Genomic DNA, 19,988 nt, shown 5'->3' on the forward strand with positions numbered 1-19,988 from the left:
GGCTACGGATCGGCGATCAGCCCGGCCGCTGATAGCGGCCGCGGCGGTGGACCAGCGCCTCCCCGTCGCGTACGACGACGCGCGCGACCTCGGCGTCGAGCTGGAGCGACCAGCCGACCTCCGTGCGGGCGACGACCGGCCCCGCGGCCCAGCCGGGCCCGTCGGCGAGGACCGGGCCCCACTCGGTCTGCTCCCAGGTGCCGAGGCGGAACATGCCGCCCGGCGCAGGGGCCAGGCCGGCGAACGCCTCGGCCAGGTCGCGGTGCTCCCAGGTCAGCAACGAGACCGCGAGCGCGCCGGTCTCCTCGACCGCGTCGGCGAGGTCGGAGTCGGGGTCGACGAGCACGAGCAGGTGGGCGGGGTCCCCGTTGGCCACGACGAACGAGGTGACCGTCAGCCCGGCCCGGTCCGCGCCGGAGCCCGCGCACGCGACCGCGACGGTCCCGCCGAGCCGCCCGCGGAAGCGGCGGACCGGGTCCTCGGCCTCGGCGAAGGGGTGCTCGGTGTGGATCGTCATGACAGCTCCTGGTTCTCGGACACGTCGACGGCCCGATGACGCAACCGTGCCGCCTGCTTGGTCAGGTGGGCGCGCTCGGCCGCGTTGGACGCCTGGCGCGCGGCCTCGGCGTACAGGTCCGCTGCGCGCGCGAGGTCACCGTCATGCTCGCGCAACCACGCCTCGGCAGCGGTGCGTCGCGGGATCCCGGCCGGCACCTCGGCGAGCGCGGCGAGGCCGGCCCTGGGGCCGTCCGCCTCGCCCACCGCGACCGCCCGGTTGAGGCGCACGACGGGGCTGCCGGTGAGCGCGAGCAGCTCGTCGTACCACTCCACCACCTGCACCCAGTCGGTCTCCTCGGCCGACGGGGCGTCGGCGTGCAGGGCGGCGATCGCGGCCTGCGCCTGGTACTCCCCCAGCCGGTCCTGGGCGAGCGCGGACTGCAGCACCTCGACGCCCTCGGCGACGACCGCGGTGTCCCAGCGCGACCGGTCCTGCTCGGCGAGCGGGACCAGCCGGCCCTCGTCGGTGCGGGCCGCGCGGCGCGCGTGGTGCAGGAGCATGAGCGCGAGCAGCCCCCACGCCTCCGGCTCGCGCGACTGCGCTGCCAGGCGCCGGGTCAGCCGGATCGCCTCCGCGGCCAGGTCGACCTCGCCGGTGTAGCCCTCGTTGAACACCAGGTAGAGCACCCGCAGCACGGTCGCGAGGTCCCCCGGCTCGTCGAGACGTACGCCGGACACGGTGCGCTTGGCGCGACTGATCCGCTGGGCCATGGTCGCCTCGGGGACGAGGTACGCCGCCGCGATCTGGCGGGTGGTCAGGCCGCCCACCGCGCGCAGGGTCAGCGCCACCGCGGAGGACGGCGTGAGGGACGGGTGCGCGCAGAGGAAGCAGAGCGCGAGCGAGTCGTCCTCCTCGGCAGCCGGTCCGGGCGCGGGCTCGAGCGCCTCGCGGTCCTCCCGGGTGCGCCGGGCCGACTCCGAGCGCACGTGGTCGACGTGGCGTCGCCACGCGGCCGTGACCAGCCACGCCTTCGGGTCGCGCGGCGGGTCGTCGAGCCAGGTCTCCCAGGCTGCGACCAGCGCCTCCTGCACGGCGTCCTCCGCGGAGGCGAAGTCCGCTCCCCGGCGCACCAGGACGGAGATCACCCGCGGCGTCAGCTCGCGCAGGAGGCGCTCGTCGAGCACGGGCGGCTCAGACGTCGAAGTTGGCGGGCAGATCGAGGAACGGCCGCACCTCGAGCCACTCCCCCAGCGGGCGACCACCGGCCGACGGGGCGGCGGACAGCTCGCCCGCGAGCTCGACGGCCCGCTCCTGCGAGTCCACGTCGACGACCATCCACCCGGCGATCAGGTCCTTGGTCTCCGCGAAGGGGCCGTCGACGACCGGCGGACGCCCCTCACCGTCGTACCTCACCCAGAAGCCGTCCATCGCCACCGCCTGGCCGTCGACGAGCTCGCCGCTCGCGGTCAGCTTGTCGGCGAAGTCGGCCATGAACTGCATGTGCGCGTCGACCTCCTCGGGCGTCCAGTGGTCCATCGGGACGTCGTTCACCGGCGGGCGTCCGCCGCGGTAGTGCTTGAGGATCAGGTACTTCGCCATGGTCGTCTCCTTCGCGGGGTGCGGCCCATTCTGGCCGCGTTCACCCAGGGGACGGAGCCGGGAGGCGGTTCTCGACGTCGGGAGCGCACCTGCGTGCGGGCCTGCCCGTCGGGGTACCGCGGTCACGGGACGGCGCGGCTCACGCGCCGCACGGAGAGAGGCACACACATGGACGTCATCGGCGTCATCATCGCGGGCATCATCATCGGAGTGCTCGGCAAGCTCGTCGCCCCCGGCGACAAGGACAACACCCCGATCTGGCTGACCATCCTGTGCGGCATCGGCGGCGTGCTGATCGGCTGGTATGTCTACGCCGCCTTCGGCGGCGGGGCGACCAGCGGGGTCGACTGGGTGCGCTGGATCGTCGCGATCATCGTCGCGGCGGTGCTGGTGGTGATCGCCTCCACCCTGACCGGCCGCAACAAGGTCAAGGTGCACTGACCCGCGACCGTCCACCGGCCGGCCCCTACGCTGGTGGCGTGCGCAGGATCGGACTCATCGGCGGGATGAGCTGGGAGAGCACGGCGGAGTACTACCGCCTGGCCAACCGGCTGGTGGCCGACCGCCTCGGCGGCTACCACTCCGCCGACCTGGTGCTGAGGTCGGTCGACTTCGCGCCCGTCGAGGACCAGCAGCAGCGAGGCGCGTGGGACGAGTCCGCGCGCCTCCTGGCCGACGCCGCGCGCGAGCTCGAGGCGGCCGGGGCCGAGTGCGTGGCGTTGTGCACCAACACGATGCACCTGGTGGCCGACGAGATCGCCTCGGCCGTCAACGTGCCGTTCGTCCACCTCATCGACGTGGTGGCCGAGGCCGTCCGTGCCGGCGGCGTCGAGCAGGTCGGCCTGCTGGGCACCGGCTTCACGATGGACCAGCCGTTCTACCGCGAGCACCTGGAGCGCCACGGCCTGCGGGTTCACCTCCCCTCGGCGCAGGAGCGGGAGCTGGTCCACCGCGTCATCTACGACGAGCTCGTGCACGGCGTGGTGCGCGAGGAGTCAAGGGCGGCGTACTCCCGGGTCATCGGGGGCATGGTCGAGGCGGGTGCCGAGGGCGTGGTCCTCGGCTGCACCGAGATCGAGCTGCTGGTCGGGCCAGGCGACTCCCCGGTCCCGGTGTTCCCCACCACGCGCCTGCACGTCGAGGCGCTCGTGGACTGGGCCCTCCGCTGACTCCACCACCACTCAGACGAGGAGTGACATGAGCAAGGCCACCATCGGCGTCACCGGCCTGGCCGTGATGGGGCGCAACCTGGCGCGCAACATCGCCCGGCACGGCCACACCGTCGCGGTGCACAACCGCACCACCGAGCGCATGACCTCGCTGGTCGAGGACCACGGCGACGAGGGCACGTTCGTCCCCTGCGAGACGCTCGAGGACCTGGTCGCCGCGATCGAGCGGCCGCGGGCGATCATCGTCATGGTCAAGGCGGGCGAGGGCACCGACGCGGTGATCGACGAGCTGGTGCCGCTGCTCGACGAGGACGACATCGTCGTCGACTGCGGCAACGCGCACTTCGCCGACACCCGTCGACGCGAGGCCGCCCTGCGCGACAAGGGCCTGCACTTCGTCGGCTGCGGCGTGTCCGGCGGCGAGATCGGCGCGCTCGAGGGGCCGAGCATCATGCCCGGCGGCTCCGACCACGCCTACCAGCGCCTCGGCCCGATCCTCGAGTCGATCGCCGCCGACGTCGACGGCACGCCGTGCTGCACCCACGTCGGGCCCGACGGCGCCGGCCACTTCGTCAAGATGGTGCACAACGGCATCGAGTACGCCGACATGCAGCTCATCGCCGAGGCCTACGACCTGCTGCGCCACCGCCTCCACCTGAGCCCCGCCGAGATCGGCGACGTCTTCCGGGAGTGGAACGAGGGCGATCTCGAGTCGTTCCTGATCGAGCTCACCGGAGAGGTGCTCGGCCAGCTCGACCCCCGCGACGACCAGCAGGCCTTCGTCGACGTCGTCCTCGACCAGGCCGAGCAGAAGGGCACCGGCCGCTGGACCGTGCAGTCCGCGCTCGACCTCGGCGTCCCCGTCACCGGCATCGCCGAGGCGACCTTCGCCCGCTCGCTCAGCGGCCACGCCGAGCAGCGCGAGGCCGCCCGCCGCGAGTTCGCCGACGACCAGCCCCAGGTCGACGACCCGCCCGGCGGCCAGGAGCAGTACGTCGAGGACGTGCGCCGGGCGCTCTACGCCTCCAAGGTCGTCGCCTACGCCCAGGGCTTCGACCAGATCATGGCCGGCAGCGAGGAGTACGGCTGGGACGTCGACCCCGGCGCGATGGCGACCATCTGGCGCGGCGGCTGCATCATCCGCGCACGCTTCCTCGACCGCATCGCCGAGTCCTACTCCGACGACGCCGCGCTGGTCAGCCTGCTGGTCGCGCCCTACTTCGCCGACGCGGTCCGCGACGGGCTCGACTCGTGGCGACGCGTGGTCGCCGACGCCGCCGCGGCCGGCGTACCGACCCCGGCGTTCTCGTCGTCGCTGGCCTACTTCGACGCCCTGCGCGCCGACCGGCTGCCCGCCGCGCTGATCCAGGGGCTGCGCGACAACTTCGGCGCCCACACCTACCGCCGGATCGACAGCGGTGACGACGCCTTCCACCTGCAGTGGGGCGGCGACCGGTCCGAGGGGCCGGCGTGAGACGGCCCCTCGAGGGGCAGGTGGTCACGGTGTTCCGCAACCGGCTGCGCCCGGAGCACGTCGAGGCCTACGCCGACGAGCTCGCCGTCGTCGCCGAGCTCGCCCGCTCGATGCCGGGCTTCGTGGAGACCAAGACCTTCACCGCCGAGGACGGCGAGCGCTGCACCGTCGTCACGTTCGCCGACCCCGAGACCCACCGGGTCTGGGCCGAGCACCCCCGCCACCGCGAGGCCAAGCGCCACGGCGCCGAGTCCTACTACTCGGAGTACTCCATCGCGGTCGGGCAGACCACCTACGCCAGCTCCTACGAAAGGCCCTCGTGACCACCACCCTCCAGGTCCGCCTCGCCCGTCGCCCCGTCGGCATGCCCGACGACGACACCTACGACTTCGTCGAGGAGGAGCTGCCCGCGCTCGAGGACGGCCGGCTGCTGCTGCGCGTCGTCCACCTCTCGCTCGACCCCTACATGCGCGGTCGCATGAGCGACGCCCCGTCGTACGCCGCGCCCGTGCCGGTCGGCGGCCTGATGGTCGGCGGCACGGTGTGCCAGGTCGAGGAGTCCCGCCACCCCGACTGGCAGGTCGGCGACTGGGCCCTGTCCTACTCCGGCTGGCAGACCCAGGCGATCAGCGACGGCTCGGACCTGCGGCGCCTCGACCCGTCGGTCGCTCCCCCGTCGACGGCGCTGGGCGTGCTCGGCATGCCCGGCTTCACGGCGTACGCCGGCCTGCTCGAGATCGGCCGGCCGAAGGAGGGCGAGACCGTCGTCGTCGCCGCCGCCACCGGCCCCGTCGGCTCGGCGGTCGGCCAGATCGCGAGGCTCAAGGGCGCTCGCGCGGTCGGCATCGCCGGTGGACCGGAGAAGTGCGCCGCCCTGCTCGAGGAGTTCGGGTTCGACGTCGCGGTCGACCACCGCTCCCCCACGTTCGCCGACGACCTCGCCGCCGCCGTCCCGGACGGCATCGACGTCTACTTCGAGAACGTCGGCGGGCCGGTGCAGCGGCAGGTGTTCCGCCACCTCAACACCTACGCCCGTGTCCCGGTCTGCGGGCTGGTCGCCGACTACAACGCGACCTCCGCGCCCGAGGGCCCCGACCGCCTGCCCGGCTTCATGGGCCAGGTGCTGCGCAAGTCGCTCACCGTCCGCGGGTTCATCCAGGACGAGTTCACCCGCTCTCACGGTCGTGACTTCGTGCGCGACATGGGCGGCTGGGTCGCCGACGGGTCGGTCCGCTATCGCGAGGACGTGGTCGAGGGCCTGCGCAACGCCCCGGAGGCGTTCCGCGGCCTGCTGTCGGGCAAGAACTTCGGCAAGCTGGTCGTCCGGGTCAGCGACCCGGTCTGAGCCGCCGCGCGGCCGGGACGCACAGGGCCGCGGGGACCAGCACGAGCAGCAGGGTGAGCAGCGCGTCGAGGGTGCCGACCTCGTGGCCGACGAAGCCGATCAGCGGCGGGCCCACGAGGAACGCCAGGTAGCCGATCAGCGACACCACGCTCACCCGTGCCGCGGCGCGGGCCGGGTCGTCCGCGGCGGCGCTCATCCCGACCGGGAAGCCGAGCGACGAGCCCAGCCCCCACACCACGATCCCGACGAACACCAGCCAGGGAGCGGTCGCCACCACCACGACCACCACGCCCACGACGGCCATGGCGATCGAGGCCCACAGCGAGACCGCCCGGTCGTGCCGGTCGAGCAGCACCGGCCCGACGATCCGTCCCACGGTCATCGCGGTCACGAAGGTGGCGAAGCCGGCGACCGCCATCCAGCGCTCCGCGTCGTGCCCCCGCTCCAGTGCGAGGGCCAGCCAGTCGTTGGCCGTGCCCTCGGTCATCGCCAGGCCGAGCACCATCACGCCGATGAGCAGCGTGCGCGGCTCGCGCCAGGCGTCCCGGGCACGCATCCCGCCGCCCGACTCCGCGCCGACGTCGACGGGGCCGGTGAGGAAGCCGCCCACCGTCCCGAGGCTCACGCCGACGACCAGGGCGATCCCGACCAGCAGGTGCGGCAGCACCGGCAGGCCGAGCTTGACCAGCCCTGCCCCGACCAGCGCGCCCCCCACCGTGCCCAGGCTGTACGCCGCGTGGAAGCGCGGCATGATCGTGCGCCCGAGCCGCCGCTCGACCTCGGCGCCCTCGACGTTCATCGCGACGTCCCAGACGCCGAACCCCGCACCGAAGAAGAACAGGCCGATCCCGGTCAGCGGGGTGGACCCGAGGACCCCGATCCCGGACGCCATGAGGGCGGCGCCGAAGGCGTTGAGCAGCGTGCCCGCCTGGACGACGCGTCGGGGGCCGAACAGCTGGATGGTGCGGCCCGAGGTGCTCATCGACAGCAACGCACCGGTCGAGGCGCAGAGCAGGAGCAGGCCGAGCGCGCGGTCGTCGAGGTCGAGACGGTCCGCGGCGTCGGGCAGTCGCGAGACCCAGGTCGAGAAGGACACGCCGCTGACCAGGAAGGAGGCCAGGACCGCGTTGCGCGCCCGCCTGGTGCGCAGGGTGTCGGTGGCGGAGGCGGTCACGTCACCCAGCCTGACACCCCCGGTCAGGCGTGGTGACCCCGGCTCTCGAGCTCGGCGACGATGGCCGGGACGACCTCGTGCATGTCCCCGACGACCGCGTAGGTGGCCTTGGTCATCATCGGCGCCTCGGCGTCGGTGTTGATCGCCAGGATGACCTTGGACGAGGCGCAGCCGGCCCAGTGCTGGATGGCGCCGCTGATGCCGCACGGGATGTAGACCTCGGGCGAGATCCGCGACCCGGTCTGGCCGATCTGCTCGTGGTGCGGGCGCCAGCCCAGGCTGGTCACCACACGTGAGACGCCCAGCTCACCGCCCAGGATCCTCGCCAGGTCGCTCACCGGCCCGAACCCCTGCGGGCCTCCGGCGCCGCGGCCGGCACCGACCACGACCCGCGCGGACTTCAGCCCGGCGGAGTGGTCGGGGCCCGCCTGCTCGACCGACACCACGCGCGCCACGCGCGCGACCTCGGGCACGTCGACCTCGTGCTCGGTGAGCGAGGGGTCGGACGGCGAGGCCGCAGGGACGGGGGCGACGGCGTGACCGGCCAGCGAGAGGACCACCGGGATCCCCTCGACGCGGGTCTCCTCGAGCACCGAGCCACCCATCACCTGCCGGTGGACGACGACGGGGTCGGCGGAGGTCAGGGCCACCACGTTGGCGGCGAAGGGGACCTCGCGCTCGGCCGCGAGGTGCGCGAGCACCTCGTTGCCCCGCTCGGTGCCCGCGGCGAGGACGACCTCCGCCGCGGTCGCCTTCTGCACCGCCGACACCCCGGCCGCCCAGGCGGCACCGCCGTAGGTCTCCGACGCGGCCCCGGTCACCAGGTGGACGGCGTCCACGCCGTAGGCCGTGAGCTGGTCGACCGCCTCCTCGGACGGCTCCCCGAGGACGACGACGTGCACCTCACCGGCACCGACGGGGTGCTCGCGGGCGAAGGTGACCGCCTCCCGCGAGACCTCGGTGAGGCCGGAGGCGTCCAGCTCGACGAGCACGAGGGTCATCGCGCCACTCCCAGTTTCTCGAGCAGGTCGACCACGGCGCCCGCTGCCTGCTTGCCCTCACCGAGCACCACCACGCTGCTCGGCTGCGCGGGCGGCAGGAGCAGACGCACCCTGCCCGGCCCGACCGGGTCGGCCGACGGCACCCGCCGCTCGACCTCGACCTTCTTGGCCTTCATCCGCCCGGTGATCGTCGGGTAGCGCGGCTCCACGCCGCCCTCGAGGATCGTGGCGACCGCCGGCGTCGGCACGCGGTAGGTCTCGCGGCCCTCCGGTCCCTCCCCGTGGGCGACGACGGCGTCGCCGTCGGCGCTCACCTCGGTGACGCCGTTGACCACCGGTCGCCCGAGCGCGTGCGCGACCCGGATGCCGACCTGGTGGTCGCCGGTGTCGGCCGCGTCGTTGCCCAGCAGCACCAGGTCGTACGCCGTCCCGGCCGCCTCGTGGTCACGCACGACCGCCGCGATCTCCCGGGCGACGTCCGAGGGGCCGAAGGCGGAGGAGTCCGCCTCGACGAGCACGGCCGCGGTGCACCCCACGCCGAGGGCGGCCCGGAGCTGGTCCACCGCGTCGGCGGACCCGAGCGTCATCACCGTCGCCGTGCCGCCGGTCGCGCCGGCGACCTCGATCGCGATCTCGACCGCGCACTCCTCGTGGGCGCTGGTCGTGTAGCCGACGTAGCGCGCGTCGACCTCCTGCGCGTCGGCGGTCAGCAGCACCTCCCCGGAGGTCTCCGGGACGCGCTTGACGCACACCAGGACGTTCACGACAGCACCCGCTCGTTGGCCGGGTCGAGCAGCGGGGTGGCGTCGACCGCGGCCACGACGACCGGGTAGAGCTCCTCCATGTAGGAGACCGCCAGCTCGGTGCCCACCTGCGCCTGCTCGGGCGGCAGGTAGGCCATCAGCAGGTGCTTGCCGAGGCTCGGGGCGGACCCTGCCGTGGTGACGTAGGGGTGGTGGCCGTGGCCGTCGGTCAGCGTGCCGCCGTCGCGCGTCAGGATCGGCTCGCCGCCGAGCATGTAGCGCTTCTGGCCGCTCGCCGAGGTGTGGTCCTCGACCGTGAGCGTGCACAGCACGGAGACCGGCGAGGACTCCCGCTGGGCGAGGTAGGCGTCCCGACCGACGAAGTCGGCGGCCTTGACCTTGGGCCGCTGCATCCCGGCCTCGACGATCGTGCGCTCCGCGTCGAGCTCGTAGCCGTAGGCGCGGTAGCCCTTCTCCAGGCGGCCGGTCGTGCCGTAGACGCCGATGCCGACCGGGACGAGGCCGTGCTCCTGCCCCGCCGCGGTGAGCGCGTCCCACAGCGCGAGCGCGTCGCCCATCGGGACGTAGAGCTCCCAGCCCAGCTCGCCGACGTAGGAGATCCGCGAGGCCAGGACCGTGATGCCCTGCACGTCGATCTCGCGGCAGGTGAGGAAGCCGAAGCCCTCGCGGGAGACGTCGTCGGAGGTGACCGCCGCCAGGATGTCGCGCGCGCGCGGGCCCCACAGCCCGATCGTCGAGACCTCGTCGGTGCGGTCGGTCAGCGTCGTGCCGGCCGGCACGTGCCTGGCGAACCACGCCCGGTCGGCCATCCCGTGCGCGCCGCCGGTGACCACGCGGAAGTGGTCGTCACCGAGCCGCATCACGGTGAGGTCGGACCGGAAGCCGCCCTTGGCGTCGAGCACGGGGGTGTAGATCACCTTGCCGACGGCCACGTCGCACTGCGCGACGCAGGTGCGCTGCACCGCGTCGAGCGCACCGGGTCCCTCGATGTCGAACACCGCGAAGGCGGTCAGGTCGATCATCCCGGCGCGCTCGCGCATCGCGAGGTGCTCGGCGTTGATGATCGGGGACCACCAGCGCGAGTCCCACTCGTGCTCGCGGGGCATCACGCGGTCGCCGTACTCCTCGAGCAGCGGGGCGTTGGAGGCGTACCAGAACGGGCGCTCCCAGCCGACGGTCTCGAAGAACTCCGCGCCGAGCTCCTTCTCCCGCTCGTACATCGGCGAGGTCCGCTGGGGCCGGTCGGAGGAGTACTGCTCGGCGGGGTGGACGATCCCGTAGGTCTTGTTGAACGCCTCCGACGCGCGGAGCCGGGTGTGCTCGCGACGCTTCTGGTGCGTGTAGAAGCGCGACATGTCGCTGTGGGAGATGTCGATCTCGCTGTGGCCGTGGGTCATCAGCTCGGCGACCGCGCGCCCGACGCCCGGCCCCTCCTTGATCCAGACCGCGGCCGCGACCCACAGCCCCTCGACCTCGCTCTCCCCGAGGATCGGCCAGCCGTCGCAGGTCAGCGACAGCAGCCCGTTGATCGCGTAGCGGATCTCCGCTCCCTCGCCGCCGAGCAGCTCCGGCATCAGCTCGAGCGCCTGCTCCAGCTGGGGGTCGAAGTCCTCCTCGGTGAAGGGCATCTCGGTCGGCGACAGCCTGGCCTGCTCGATGCTCGGGATGTCCTCCGGCTCGTGGAGGATCGGCCGGTGGGCGTAGGAGCCGACCTCCATGTCGGCGCCGTGCTGACGCTCGTAGCAGAAGGTGTCCATGTCGCGCACGATCGGGAAGGAGATCTCGCCCTCGCGCTCGGCCAGCTGGGCGCACGGGCCGACCGAGATCATCTGGTGCACGGCGGGCGTCAGCGGGATCGAGACCCCGGCCATGTCGCCGATCTTGGGGCTCCACACGCCGGAGGCGATGACCACGCAGTCGGCGGTGATGTCGCCCTTGTCGGTGCGCACCCGGCGGATGTGGCCGTCCTCCACGTCGAGCGCGGTGACCTCGACGTTGGGCACCGTGACGAGCACGCCCTTCTCGACCGCGCCCTCGCGCATGATCGTGCCGGCGCGCAGCGAGTCGACGACGCCGACCGACGGCGTCCAGAAGGCGCCGACGATCTGGTCGGTGTCGAGGAAGGGCACCTTGTCGGCGACGAAGTCCTTGTCGACCAGGGCCGACTCGATGCCCCACGCCTTGGCGCTCGACATGCGCCGGCGCAGCTCCTCCATGCGCTCCTCGGTGCGGGCGACCTCGAAGCCGCCGGACTCGGTGAAGACCCCCATCTCCTTGTACTGCCGCACGGAGTCGAGCGTCAGGTCCGTGATCTCGCGGGAGTGGTCCACCGGGAAGATGAAGTTCGAGGCGTGACCGGTCGAGCCGCCGGGGTTGGGCAGCGGGCCCTGGTCGATCTGCACGATGTCGGTCCAGCCGAGCTGGGCGAGGTGGTGGACGAGGCTGTTGCCGACGATGCCGGCACCGATGACCACGACCTGGGCGGAGGAGGGCAGCTCAGCCATCTCTGGGCCTTTCCGAACTGTTGCGTATGACGCAACGGATGTGCGTGATGCGAGACGGGATCAGTCTCGGTCCGGCTCCCGCGGGTGTCAAGGACCGGCGCCGGGCCGCCCCACGCAGCACGACGCCGGTCCGGGTGCGCCGGACCGGCGTCGTGCGTCGTGAGGAGGTGCCCTCCCGGGCGAGGGGGCCTCAGCCCTGGAGCCAGGAGTCGACCTTGTCGCCGTTGTCCGCGATCCACTTCTGGGCGGCGGCGTCGGGCGTCATCTTGTCGATGGTGATGTACTTCGCGATCAGGTTCTGCTCGTCGTTGCTGATCTTGAAGTTGTTCACCAGGTCCGGCGCCGTGGAGTCGGAGTCCATGAACTTCGTGGACGCGACCTTCTTGATCGTGGTCTCGGCGTAGTCGCAGGCGACCTTGGCCTTGTCCTTGTCACAGCCCTCCTTGTACGGCGGGAGCTTGACCCGGTCGAGCTTGACCACCGCGTGGAGGTACTGCGGCTCGTAGAAGTAGCCGATCAGCCACTGCTTCTTCTGCTGGGCCTTCTCGAACGCGGCGACCGACGCAGTCTCGCCGCCGGAGAACACCACCTTGAAGTTGAGGCCGAGGTTCTTCACGATCGCCTCGTCGTACTGCGTGTAGTTGGGGTCCGCGCCGAGGAACTGGCCCTTGTCGCCGGACTCGGAGGTCTTGAACTTGTCGGCGTACTTGTTGAGGTTCTTCCAGTCCAGGATGTCCGGGTGCGCCTTGGCCAGCCAGTCGGGGACGTACCAGCCGATGATCCCGACGACGCCGAGCGGGTCGATCTCCTTGGCGGTGCCCTTGGCGGTCGCCTGCTCGAGCTCGGCCGCGTGCGACCACTCCTCGAGGATGACGTCACCGTCGCCGGAGGCCAGGGCCTGGTAGGACGGGCCGCCCTCCTTGAGCTCGACGTAGCTGACGTTGCAGCCGAGCTTGTCCTTGGCCACGTTGCCCAGGACGTAGGCGTCGGCGGTGTAGCCGACCCAGTTGTTGACGATGATCTTGAGGTCGCCGCACTTGCCGCCGGCGGCGTTCTGCTGGGCTTCGTTCTTCTTGGTCTGCTCGCCCACGGATCCGCTGCCGCACGCCGTCAGCGCGAGTGCCGCGCTGACGAGCACGGCAGCGAGACCCACATTCTTTTTCTTGAGGTGCCGCACTGGTGTTCCCTTCGTTGCAGGTCGGCCGGGGACGGCCTTGATGGTGATGGGTCTGGAGCCTCAGCCGGCACGCTCGGCTGCGGCGCGGACCACTCGGTCGATGAAGATGCCGAGCAGCACGATGGAGAAGCCGGCCGCGATGCCCTTGCCGGCGTAGTCGATGTGGGCGATGCCGTAGATGACGTCGTACCCGAGGGCGCCGGCCCCGACGAGCCCGCCGATGACGACCATCGCCAACACGTAGAGCAGGCCCTGGTTGGTGGCCAGGACCAAGGAGCCGCGAGCCATCGGCAGCTGCACCTTGGTGATCTCCTGCCACGTCGTCGACCCGGTGGAGCAGCACGCCTCGACGACCGCGGGGCTGACGCCGCGGACGCCGTCGCAGACGAGCTTGATCGCCGCGGGCGCGGCGTAGACCACCGAGGCGATGATCGCGGTGAACCGGGTGGACCCGAACAGGGCGAGCACCGGGATGAGGTAGACGAACGCCGGGATCGTCTGGCCGGCGTCGAGCAGCGGCCGGATGACGAGGTCGGCGCGTCTGTTGCGAGCCATCCAGACCCCGAACACGAACGCCAGGACCATCACCAGCAGCGTGGCGACCAGCGTCATCGTGAGCACGATCATCGTGTCGTTCCACAGGTCCAGCGCGAAGATCAGCCCCAGGCACACCACGCTGGGCAGGGCCGCCCGGCGACCGCCGATGATGACCCCCAAGGCGAGCAGCGCGGCCAGGGCCAGCCACCACGGCGAGTCGGCCAGGACCGACTGCAGGGGGTTGAGCAAGCCGTAGGACACGAGGTTCTTGAAGCTGTTGGCCAGGGGCTCGACGGCGTTGATGACCGCGTCCGCCACGTCGTTGGCGCCGTTGGCGACCGAACGGGTCAGGCCGTTGGTCGGGAAGTTCGCGGCGTCGAGGGAGTAGCGGGAGTACCAGACGGCCACGGCGACCGGGACGAGCGTGACGCCGAGCACGATCCGTCGCCGGCGCGGGTCGTCATGCCCACCGCGGGTCGCGCTCTCCGTGCGCTCGCTGGCCGCCGTCGTGGTGCGGTCGAACATGATGCCCATCAGCACGATGAGCAGTCCGGGCACCAGGCCGGCGCCGAAGTCGTTCTGGGTGAGCGCCGAGAGGACGGGCTTGCCGAGCCCGGGGCCGTTGACGTAGCCGGCGATGATGGCGATCGACAGCGCCGCCAGGATCGTCTGGTTGAGGCCCAGGATGATCGTCTTGCGCGCCATCGGGACCTGCACCTTCCACAGGCGCTGCGCGGTGGTCTGGCCGAGCGAGTTCGTCGCCTCGATCGTGGTGGCCGAGACGTCGCGGATGCCGAACCCGGCGATGCGCACGATCGGCGGCACCGCGTAGGCGACGGTGCACACCACGGCGTTGGGCGCGCCGATGCCGAAGAGGATGAAGACGAACATCAGGTAGACGAACGTCGGCATCGTCTGGAGCATGTCCAGGACCGGGGTGATGACGGTGGCCGCACGCCGGCTGAGCCCGATCCACACGGCCAGCGGGAAGCCGATCACCACCGCGATGAACACCGAGACCAAGGTGACGATCAGCAGGTCCATCGAGTCCTGCCAGAAGCCGAAGACCCCGAAGGCGAGGAACGACACCGCGACCAGGACTGCGATCCGCCAGGTGGCGATGGCGTAGCCGACCCACGTGGCGACGGCCACGACCCCGAGCCACCCGACCTGCGGCGCGGGACGCGGCGGCGCCGGCGTCGAGATCAGGTTCTGGAAGAACTCGATGATCACGTTGATGGCGTCGGCGACCGCCCGGGTGAAGCCGTTGCCGCCCAGGCCGTTGGCGAAGTCGCCGAGGCGCCGGTGCAGGTCGGTCTGGTCGGTGCCGGAGACCTGGACCGTGTCGTGACCGCGCGTGAACGACCAGACCACCAGCCACGTGACGCAGACGAGGGCGACCCACACCCAGCGTGGGACGCGGCGGGTCCGTCGACCCTCGGGCGGAGCGGCCCCCGGCTCGACCGGACGTGCGAGGGTCGCGGCGGTCGTCATCGCTCCTCCGCGACGACCACCCGGAGGATGTCCTCGTCGTCGACCACCCCGACGATGCGATCGCCCTCGGCGACCCGCACCGCTCCCTTGTGGGCGAGGACCGCCCGCGCCGCCTCGCGGACGACGGTGTCGGACTGCAGCACCGGGGCGTCCGGGGACACCTCGGCGGTGGGCTCGCGCATCACCCACTTCAAGGTGAGCACGTGGGACTTCGGCACGTCACTGACGAACTCCTTGACGTAGTCGTCGGCCGGTGAGCCCACGACCTCGTCGGGCCGCCCGACCTGCACGATCTCGCCGTCGCGCAGGATCATGATCCGGTCGCCGAGCTTGAGCGCCTCCGCGAGGTCGTGGGTGATGAAGACCATCGTCTTGCGCAGCTCGTGGTGCAGCCGCACGACCTCGTTCTGCATGTCGCGGCGGATCAGGGGGTCGAGCGCCGAGAACGGCTCGTCGAACAGGAGCAGCTCGGGGTCGCCGGCCAGCGCCCGGGCGAGCCCGACCCGCTGCTGCATGCCCCCCGACAGCTGGTCGGGATAGGACTGGTCGTAGCCGTTCAGTCCGACCAGCTCGACCATCTCCATGGCCCGCCGGCGTCGCTGGGCCTTGTTCTCGCCGCGGATCTCGAGGCCGTAGGCGACGTTGTCGACGACCTTGCGGTGCGGCAGCAGGCCGAAGTGCTGGAAGACCATCGAGACGTGCTTGCGGCGCAGGTCGCGCAGGTCGGACTCCGAGGCCGCGGTGATGTCGCGACCGGCCATCTCGACCGTGCCCGCCGTCGGCTCGATCAGCCGGGTGAGCATCCGCACCAGCGTCGACTTGCCGGACCCCGAGAGGCCCATCACCACGAAGACCTCGCCGGGCGAGACCTCGAAGGACACGTCGCGTACGCCGATCACGCACCCCGTCCGCTCCTTGAGCTCGGCACGGGAGAGCTCGGCGTCGGGAGAGCCGAGGACCTTGCCGGCGCCGGGGCCGAAGATCTTCCAGAGGCCGTCGACCCGCAGGGCGACGTCGCCGGTGGGTCGTGCCTGGGTGGCGGTCATGGCCGCACCTCCTGGGGTCGGTCGGTCAGCTGGTTGCGGGCGTCGCCGGGCGGCCAGAGCGAGGAGCCGTCGCGGTGGCGGTAGTAGGGCACCTGCTCCGCGGCCAGCGGCGTGTTGCCCAGGATGAGGTCGGCGGCCTTCTCGGCGACCATCATCACCGGGGCGTAGATGTTGCCGTTGGTGACGTAGGGGAAGACGCTGGCGTCGACCACCCGCAGCCCGTCGAGGCCGTGCACGCGCATCGACGTGGGGTCGGTGACCGAGAGGTCGTCGACGCCCATCCGTGCGGTGCACGAGGGGTGCAGCGCGGTCTCGGCGTCGGCGCGCACCCAGTCGAGGATCTCGTCCTCGGTCGACACCGACGGCCCCGGCGAGAGCTCGCCGGCGTTGAACGGCGCGAAGGCCGGCTGGTTGAGGATGTCGCGCGCAGCCTGCACCGCCTCGACCCACTCGCGACGATCGTTGGGCGTGGTGAGGTAGTTGAACCGGATCCGCGGGTGCACGCGCGGGTCGGTGCCGGCGATGCGCACCCAGCCGCGGGTGTCGGCGTACATCGGGCCGACGTGGACCTGGTAGCCGTGGCCCTCGGTGGGCGCCGACCCGTCGTAGCGGATCGCGACGGGCAGGAAGTGGAACATCAGGTTGGGCCAGTCCACCTCGTCGTTGCTGCGGCAGAAGCCGCCACCCTCGAAGTGGTTGCTCGCCCCCAGGCCGCGGCGGTGGAACAGCCACTGGTAGCCGATGCCCGGACGGGCCCGCCACCGCAGGCCCGGTGCGATGGAGACCGGCTGCTTGCTGGCGTACTGGATGTAGACCTCGAGGTGGTCCTGGAGGTTCTCCCCCACCCCCGGCAGCTCGTGGACCATGCGCACGCCGAGGGGCTCGAGGTGCTCCGCGGCGCCGACCCCGGACAGCTGCAGCAGCTGCGGGGTGTTGATCGCGCCGCCGCACAGGACCACCTCGCCGGCGCTCACCTGGTGGGAGGTGCGGCCACGGGTGTAGTCGACGCCCACGGCGCGCGTGCCGTCGAAGCGGATGCGGGTGACCAGCGCGAGGGTGCGCACGTCGAGGTTGTCGCGCTCCTTGAGCACGGGGTGGAGGTAGGCCCGGGCGGCCGAGAGGCGCCGGCCGCGGTGGATGTTGCGGTCGAAGGGCGCGAAGCCCTCCTGGCGGTAGCCGTTGACGTCGTCGGTCAGCGGGTAGCCCGCCTGCTGCACGGCCTCGAAGAACGCGCCGAACAGCGGGTTGGTCGCGGGCCCCCGCTCCAGGACCAGCGGACCGCTGCCCCCGCGCCACCGGTCCGCCCCGGCCAGGCAGGTCTCCATGCGCTTGAAGTAGGGCAGGCAGTGGAGGTAGTCCCAGGTCTCCATCCCGGTGTCGCCGGCCCACCGCTCGTAGTCCATCGGGTTGCCGCGCTGGAAGATCATGCCGTTGATCGAGCTCGACCCGCCGAGCACCTTGCCGCGCGCGTGGTAGACCCGGCGGCCGTTCATCCCGGGCTCGGGCTCCGACTCGTACTTCCAGTCGTAGAAGCGGTTGCCGATCGGGATCGGCAGGGCCGCCGGCATGTGCACGAACGGGTCGATGCGGAAGTCGGAGTGCCCGGCCTCGAGCACGAGGACCCGCGTGCCGGGGTCGGCGCTGAGCCGGTTGGCCAGGGCGCAGCCCGCCGAGCCACCGCCCACGATCACGTAGTCCCAGTGCCTGCTGCTGCCCACGTCTCGAGCCCCTCCGCCGTCCGGTCGCCGGCTCAGCCGCCGAACCAGCCCTGCGGGCCGGGTGCGACGTTGTGCCAGACGTGCTTGGTCTCCTGGTACTCCTCCAGCCCGAGACGCCCGAGCTCGCGCCCGATGCCCGACTGCTTGTAGCCGCCCCACTCCGCCTGCGCGACGTAGGGGTGGAAGTCGTTGATCCACACGGTGCCCATGCGCAGCCGGCGCGCGACCCGCTCGGCCTTGTCGCCGTCGCGGGTCCACACCGCGCCGGCCAGGCCGTAGATCGAGTCGTTGGCGATGCGCACCGCGTCGTCCTCGTCGGTGAAGGTCTCCACGGTCAGCACCGGGCCGAACGACTCCTCCTGCACGCAGCGCATCGACGTCTCGCAGCGGTCGAGCACGGTCGGCGGGAAGAAGAACCCGTCGGCCAGCGCCCCCTCGGTCACCCGCTCGCCCCCGCAGCGCAGCTGCGCCCCCTCGGCGACGGCCGCCTCGACGTACGACGACACCTTGGCCAGGTGGGCCTCGGAGATCAGGCAGCCGGTCTCCGCCTTGTCGTCGAAGGGGCCGCCGAGCCGGATCTGCTGCGCGCGCTCGACCAGTGCGTCGACGAACCGGTCGTGCCAGCCCTCCTGCACGACGAGGCGCGCGCCTGCCGAGCACACCTGGCCGGAGTGCAGGAACACCGCGGTCAGGGCCATGTCGAGGGCCGCGTCGAAGTCGGCGTCGTCGAAGACGATGTTGGGGTTCTTGCCACCGAGCTCGAGCGCGACCTTGGTGACGTGGGCCGAGGCGTTGGCCATCAGGGTCCTGCCCGTCGCCAGGCCGCCGGTGAAGCTCACCAGGTCGACGCGGGGGTCGGTCGACAGCGGTCCGCCCGCCGCGGCGCCCGCGCCGAGCACGAGGTTGCCGACGCCGGCGGGCAGCCCGGCCTCCTCGAGCAGGCGCACCAGGTGGACGGCGGTGTGGGGGCTGAGCTCGCTCGGCTTGAGCACGAAGGTGCAGCCGGCGGCGATCGCCGGAGCCACCTTCCACGAGGTCTGCAGGAGCGGGTAGTTCCACGGCGTGATCAGCGCGCAGACGCCGACCGGCTCGCGCACCACGCGGCTCACCACGCCCGCCTGGCCGGTGTCGACCAGGCGCCCCGGGTCGTCGTCCGCGATGCGTCCGTAGTGGCGGAAGACGGAGGTGACGTCGTCGACGTCGTACTCGCTCTCGACCAGGCGCTTGCCGGTGTCCCGCGACTCCATCCGCGCGACCTCGGCGCGGTCGCGCTGCAGCAGGTCGGCGACGCGGAGCAGCAGGTCGCCGCGGTCTCGGGCGCTGGTCGAGGTCCAGGCGCCGGGCCCGGTCGCGTCGAAGGCGGCGCGCGCCGCGGCGATCGCGCGCTCGGTGTCCTCGGGCCCGGCCTCGTCGACCTCGGCCACAAGCGTGCCGTCCGCGGGGCAGCGGATCTCGCGCCGCCCGCCCGCGAGCGCGCCGGACCACGCCCCGTCGACGTACAGCTCAGGCACGAGAGGCTCCTTCCCCCTGGTCCGGCGCGACGGCGTTGCGCTGTGCGCAACGTGTCCGCGTGATGCGAGACACACTTGTCGCTCCGACCGGTGTCGTCAAGGATCGCGGCCCAACCGTGACCCTCACCGGGACGGAAGCGGGACGTCCGGCCCGTCAGCGGCGGCCCCACCCCATCCGGTGGGAGACCTCGTCGGCCGCCTGGAGCAGCGCGGGCAGGACCTCGGCGATGCGCGCCTCGGTGAGCCGGAAGGTCGGGCCGGACAGGCTCATCGACGCGACGACGTCACCGTGGGCGCTGCGGATCGGCGCCGCGACGGCGGCCAGCCCCATCTCGAGCTCGTCGACCGCGACCGCCCACCCCTGCGTCGCCACCGCGGTGAGCTCCTCGCGGAGCCGCGCGCGCTGGGTGATCGTCGCCGAGGTGTACGACGGGAGGCGGCCGACCAGCTCCTCGCGCCGCGCCGGGGGCAGACCGGCCAGCAGGACCTTGCCGTTGCTCGTGGCGTGCAGCGGGATGTGCTGCCCGACCCAGTTGTGGGTCTGCAGGGCCGAGGTCCCGGCGACCTGGTCGAGGTAGAGCGCGCTGGACCCGGAGAGGACCGCGAGGTTGACCGTCTCCCCCGTGTCCTGGGCGAGCTGGCGGCAGACCGGCCGGGCCTCCTGCACGAGGTCGAGCCGGGCGGTGGTCGCGCCGGCGAGGCGCAGCAGGCCGACGCCGAGGCGGTACTTCCCGCGGCCCTGGTGCTGCTCGACCATCCCGTGCGACTCCAGCGTCGCGACGAGGCGGAAGGCGGTCGACTTGTGGACGCCGAGCTCGGCGGCGATCTCGGTGACCCCGAGCTCGCCGGCGCGCGCGAGGACCTGCAGGATCGTCAACGCGCGGTCGACCGACTGCACGCCTCCCCCGGCCGGGGCGGTCGCCTCGACACTGTTGCTCATGGCGCAACCGTAGACCGCATGACGCTCCGACCGCAC

General features: G+C 72.2%; 18 protein-coding genes. 5 read left to right on the forward strand and 13 right to left on the reverse strand.

All coding sequences use genetic code 11. The annotated features are described in order from the left end of the window. Positions 1 to 16: 16 nt before the first annotated feature. The 3 genes from J2S63_RS01830 to J2S63_RS01840 are packed head-to-tail and all read right to left on the reverse strand — an operon-like array spanning position 17 to position 2,098. On the reverse strand, positions 17 to 517 hold the full coding sequence (locus J2S63_RS01830) for a flavin reductase family protein (RefSeq protein WP_310297852.1): 501 nt from the start codon (positions 515 to 517) through the stop codon (positions 17 to 19). Beyond that, on the reverse strand, positions 514 to 1,683 hold the full coding sequence (locus J2S63_RS01835) for an RNA polymerase sigma factor (protein ID WP_310297855.1): 1,170 nt from the start codon (positions 1,681 to 1,683) through the stop codon (positions 514 to 516). The genes J2S63_RS01830 and J2S63_RS01835 overlap by 4 nt, the downstream gene beginning before the upstream one ends. 7 nt (positions 1,684 to 1,690) lie before the next feature. Then, entirely contained in the window at positions 1,691 to 2,098 is a 408-nt protein-coding gene (locus J2S63_RS01840) for a YciI family protein (protein WP_310297858.1), read from the reverse strand. Between the two features lie 168 nt (positions 2,099 to 2,266). On the opposite strand from J2S63_RS01840, the gene J2S63_RS01845 reads away from it, so the two are divergent. The 5 genes from J2S63_RS01845 to curA are packed head-to-tail and all read left to right on the forward strand — an operon-like array spanning position 2,267 to position 6,086. Next, entirely contained in the window at positions 2,267 to 2,539 is a 273-nt protein-coding gene (locus J2S63_RS01845) for a GlsB/YeaQ/YmgE family stress response membrane protein (protein WP_310297861.1), read from the forward strand. A gap of 38 nt (positions 2,540 to 2,577) precedes the next feature. Next, complete coding sequence (locus J2S63_RS01850; RefSeq protein WP_310297867.1) at positions 2,578 to 3,267, forward strand: aspartate/glutamate racemase family protein; 690 nt, start codon at positions 2,578 to 2,580, stop codon at positions 3,265 to 3,267. A 28-nt stretch (positions 3,268 to 3,295) separates the two neighbouring features. Continuing rightward, positions 3,296 to 4,741 (forward strand): NADP-dependent phosphogluconate dehydrogenase, encoded by a 1,446-nt coding sequence (gnd, locus tag J2S63_RS01855; protein WP_310297870.1) that lies wholly within the window; start codon positions 3,296 to 3,298, stop codon positions 4,739 to 4,741. Continuing rightward, positions 4,738 to 5,064, forward strand: a complete 327-nt coding sequence (locus J2S63_RS01860; protein WP_310297874.1) for an antibiotic biosynthesis monooxygenase family protein — start codon at positions 4,738 to 4,740, stop codon at positions 5,062 to 5,064. Before gnd ends, J2S63_RS01860 begins: the two co-directional genes overlap by 4 nt. Beyond that, positions 5,061 to 6,086 (forward strand): NADPH-dependent curcumin/dihydrocurcumin reductase, encoded by a 1,026-nt coding sequence (curA, locus tag J2S63_RS01865; protein WP_310297877.1) that lies wholly within the window; start codon positions 5,061 to 5,063, stop codon positions 6,084 to 6,086. Before J2S63_RS01860 ends, curA begins: the two co-directional genes overlap by 4 nt. On the opposite strand, the gene J2S63_RS01870 is transcribed toward curA, so the two are convergent. The 10 genes from J2S63_RS01870 to J2S63_RS01915 form a co-directional block, all read right to left on the reverse strand. Then, positions 6,070 to 7,260, reverse strand: a complete 1,191-nt coding sequence (locus J2S63_RS01870; RefSeq protein ID WP_310297879.1) for an MFS transporter — start codon at positions 7,258 to 7,260, stop codon at positions 6,070 to 6,072. The genes curA and J2S63_RS01870 overlap by 17 nt on opposite strands. Before the next feature lie 23 nt (positions 7,261 to 7,283). Further along, a complete protein-coding gene (locus J2S63_RS01875; RefSeq protein WP_310297880.1) occupies positions 7,284 to 8,261 on the reverse strand; it encodes an electron transfer flavoprotein subunit alpha/FixB family protein in 978 nt (325 codons plus the stop codon). Then, positions 8,258 to 9,025 (reverse strand): electron transfer flavoprotein subunit beta/FixA family protein, encoded by a 768-nt coding sequence (locus tag J2S63_RS01880; protein WP_310297881.1) that lies wholly within the window; start codon positions 9,023 to 9,025, stop codon positions 8,258 to 8,260. Before J2S63_RS01880 ends, J2S63_RS01875 begins: the two co-directional genes overlap by 4 nt. Next, positions 9,022 to 11,529, reverse strand: a complete 2,508-nt coding sequence (locus tag J2S63_RS01885; protein WP_310297883.1) for a GcvT family protein — start codon at positions 11,527 to 11,529, stop codon at positions 9,022 to 9,024. Before J2S63_RS01885 ends, J2S63_RS01880 begins: the two co-directional genes overlap by 4 nt. 190 nt (positions 11,530 to 11,719) lie before the next feature. Continuing rightward, positions 11,720 to 12,682, reverse strand: coding sequence for an ABC transporter substrate-binding protein (locus tag J2S63_RS01890; RefSeq protein WP_310297886.1), 963 nt, complete (start codon positions 12,680 to 12,682; stop codon positions 11,720 to 11,722). Positions 12,683 to 12,766: 84 nt separating this feature from the next. Then, positions 12,767 to 14,737: an ABC transporter permease gene (locus J2S63_RS01895; RefSeq protein ID WP_310297889.1), complete on the reverse strand. Its 1,971-nt coding sequence runs from the start codon at positions 14,735 to 14,737 to the stop codon at positions 12,767 to 12,769. Continuing rightward, positions 14,734 to 15,783: a quaternary amine ABC transporter ATP-binding protein gene (locus J2S63_RS01900; RefSeq protein ID WP_310297891.1), complete on the reverse strand. Its 1,050-nt coding sequence runs from the start codon at positions 15,781 to 15,783 to the stop codon at positions 14,734 to 14,736. Before J2S63_RS01900 ends, J2S63_RS01895 begins: the two co-directional genes overlap by 4 nt. Next, positions 15,780 to 17,501: a choline dehydrogenase gene (gene betA, locus J2S63_RS01905; protein ID WP_310297894.1), complete on the reverse strand. Its 1,722-nt coding sequence runs from the start codon at positions 17,499 to 17,501 to the stop codon at positions 15,780 to 15,782. The genes J2S63_RS01900 and betA overlap by 4 nt, the downstream gene beginning before the upstream one ends. Before the next feature lie 32 nt (positions 17,502 to 17,533). Further along, on the reverse strand, positions 17,534 to 19,012 hold the full coding sequence (locus J2S63_RS01910) for an aldehyde dehydrogenase family protein (protein ID WP_310297897.1): 1,479 nt from the start codon (positions 19,010 to 19,012) through the stop codon (positions 17,534 to 17,536). A gap of 154 nt (positions 19,013 to 19,166) precedes the next feature. Beyond that, on the reverse strand, positions 19,167 to 19,952 hold the full coding sequence (locus J2S63_RS01915) for an IclR family transcriptional regulator (RefSeq protein ID WP_310297901.1): 786 nt from the start codon (positions 19,950 to 19,952) through the stop codon (positions 19,167 to 19,169). Positions 19,953 to 19,988: the final 36 nt, after the last annotated feature.

The sequence above is a fragment of the Nocardioides marmoribigeumensis genome (genome assembly GCF_031458325.1).
Lineage (GTDB): Bacteria > Actinomycetota > Actinomycetes > Propionibacteriales > Nocardioidaceae > Marmoricola_A > Marmoricola_A marmoribigeumensis.

Bases quoted from the DNA above. Each gene is read 5' to 3' on its own strand.
- J2S63_RS01830 (WP_310297852.1), bottom strand. From the start codon at position 517: ATGACGATCCACACCGAGCACCCCTTCGCCGAGGCCGAGGACCCGGTC.
- J2S63_RS01840 (WP_310297858.1), bottom strand. From the start codon at position 2,098: ATGGCGAAGTACCTGATCCTCAAGCACTACCGCGGCGGACGCCCGCCG.
- J2S63_RS01845 (WP_310297861.1), top strand. From the start codon at position 2,267: ATGGACGTCATCGGCGTCATCATCGCGGGCATCATCATCGGAGTGCTC.
- gnd (WP_310297870.1), top strand. From the start codon at position 3,296: ATGAGCAAGGCCACCATCGGCGTCACCGGCCTGGCCGTGATGGGGCGC.
- J2S63_RS01875 (WP_310297880.1), bottom strand. From the start codon at position 8,261: ATGACCCTCGTGCTCGTCGAGCTGGACGCCTCCGGCCTCACCGAGGTC.
- J2S63_RS01885 (WP_310297883.1), bottom strand. From the start codon at position 11,529: ATGGCTGAGCTGCCCTCCTCCGCCCAGGTCGTGGTCATCGGTGCCGGC.
- J2S63_RS01895 (WP_310297889.1), bottom strand. From the start codon at position 14,737: ATGACGACCGCCGCGACCCTCGCACGTCCGGTCGAGCCGGGGGCCGCT.
- J2S63_RS01900 (WP_310297891.1), bottom strand. From the start codon at position 15,783: ATGACCGCCACCCAGGCACGACCCACCGGCGACGTCGCCCTGCGGGTC.
- J2S63_RS01915 (WP_310297901.1), bottom strand. From the start codon at position 19,952: ATGAGCAACAGTGTCGAGGCGACCGCCCCGGCCGGGGGAGGCGTGCAG.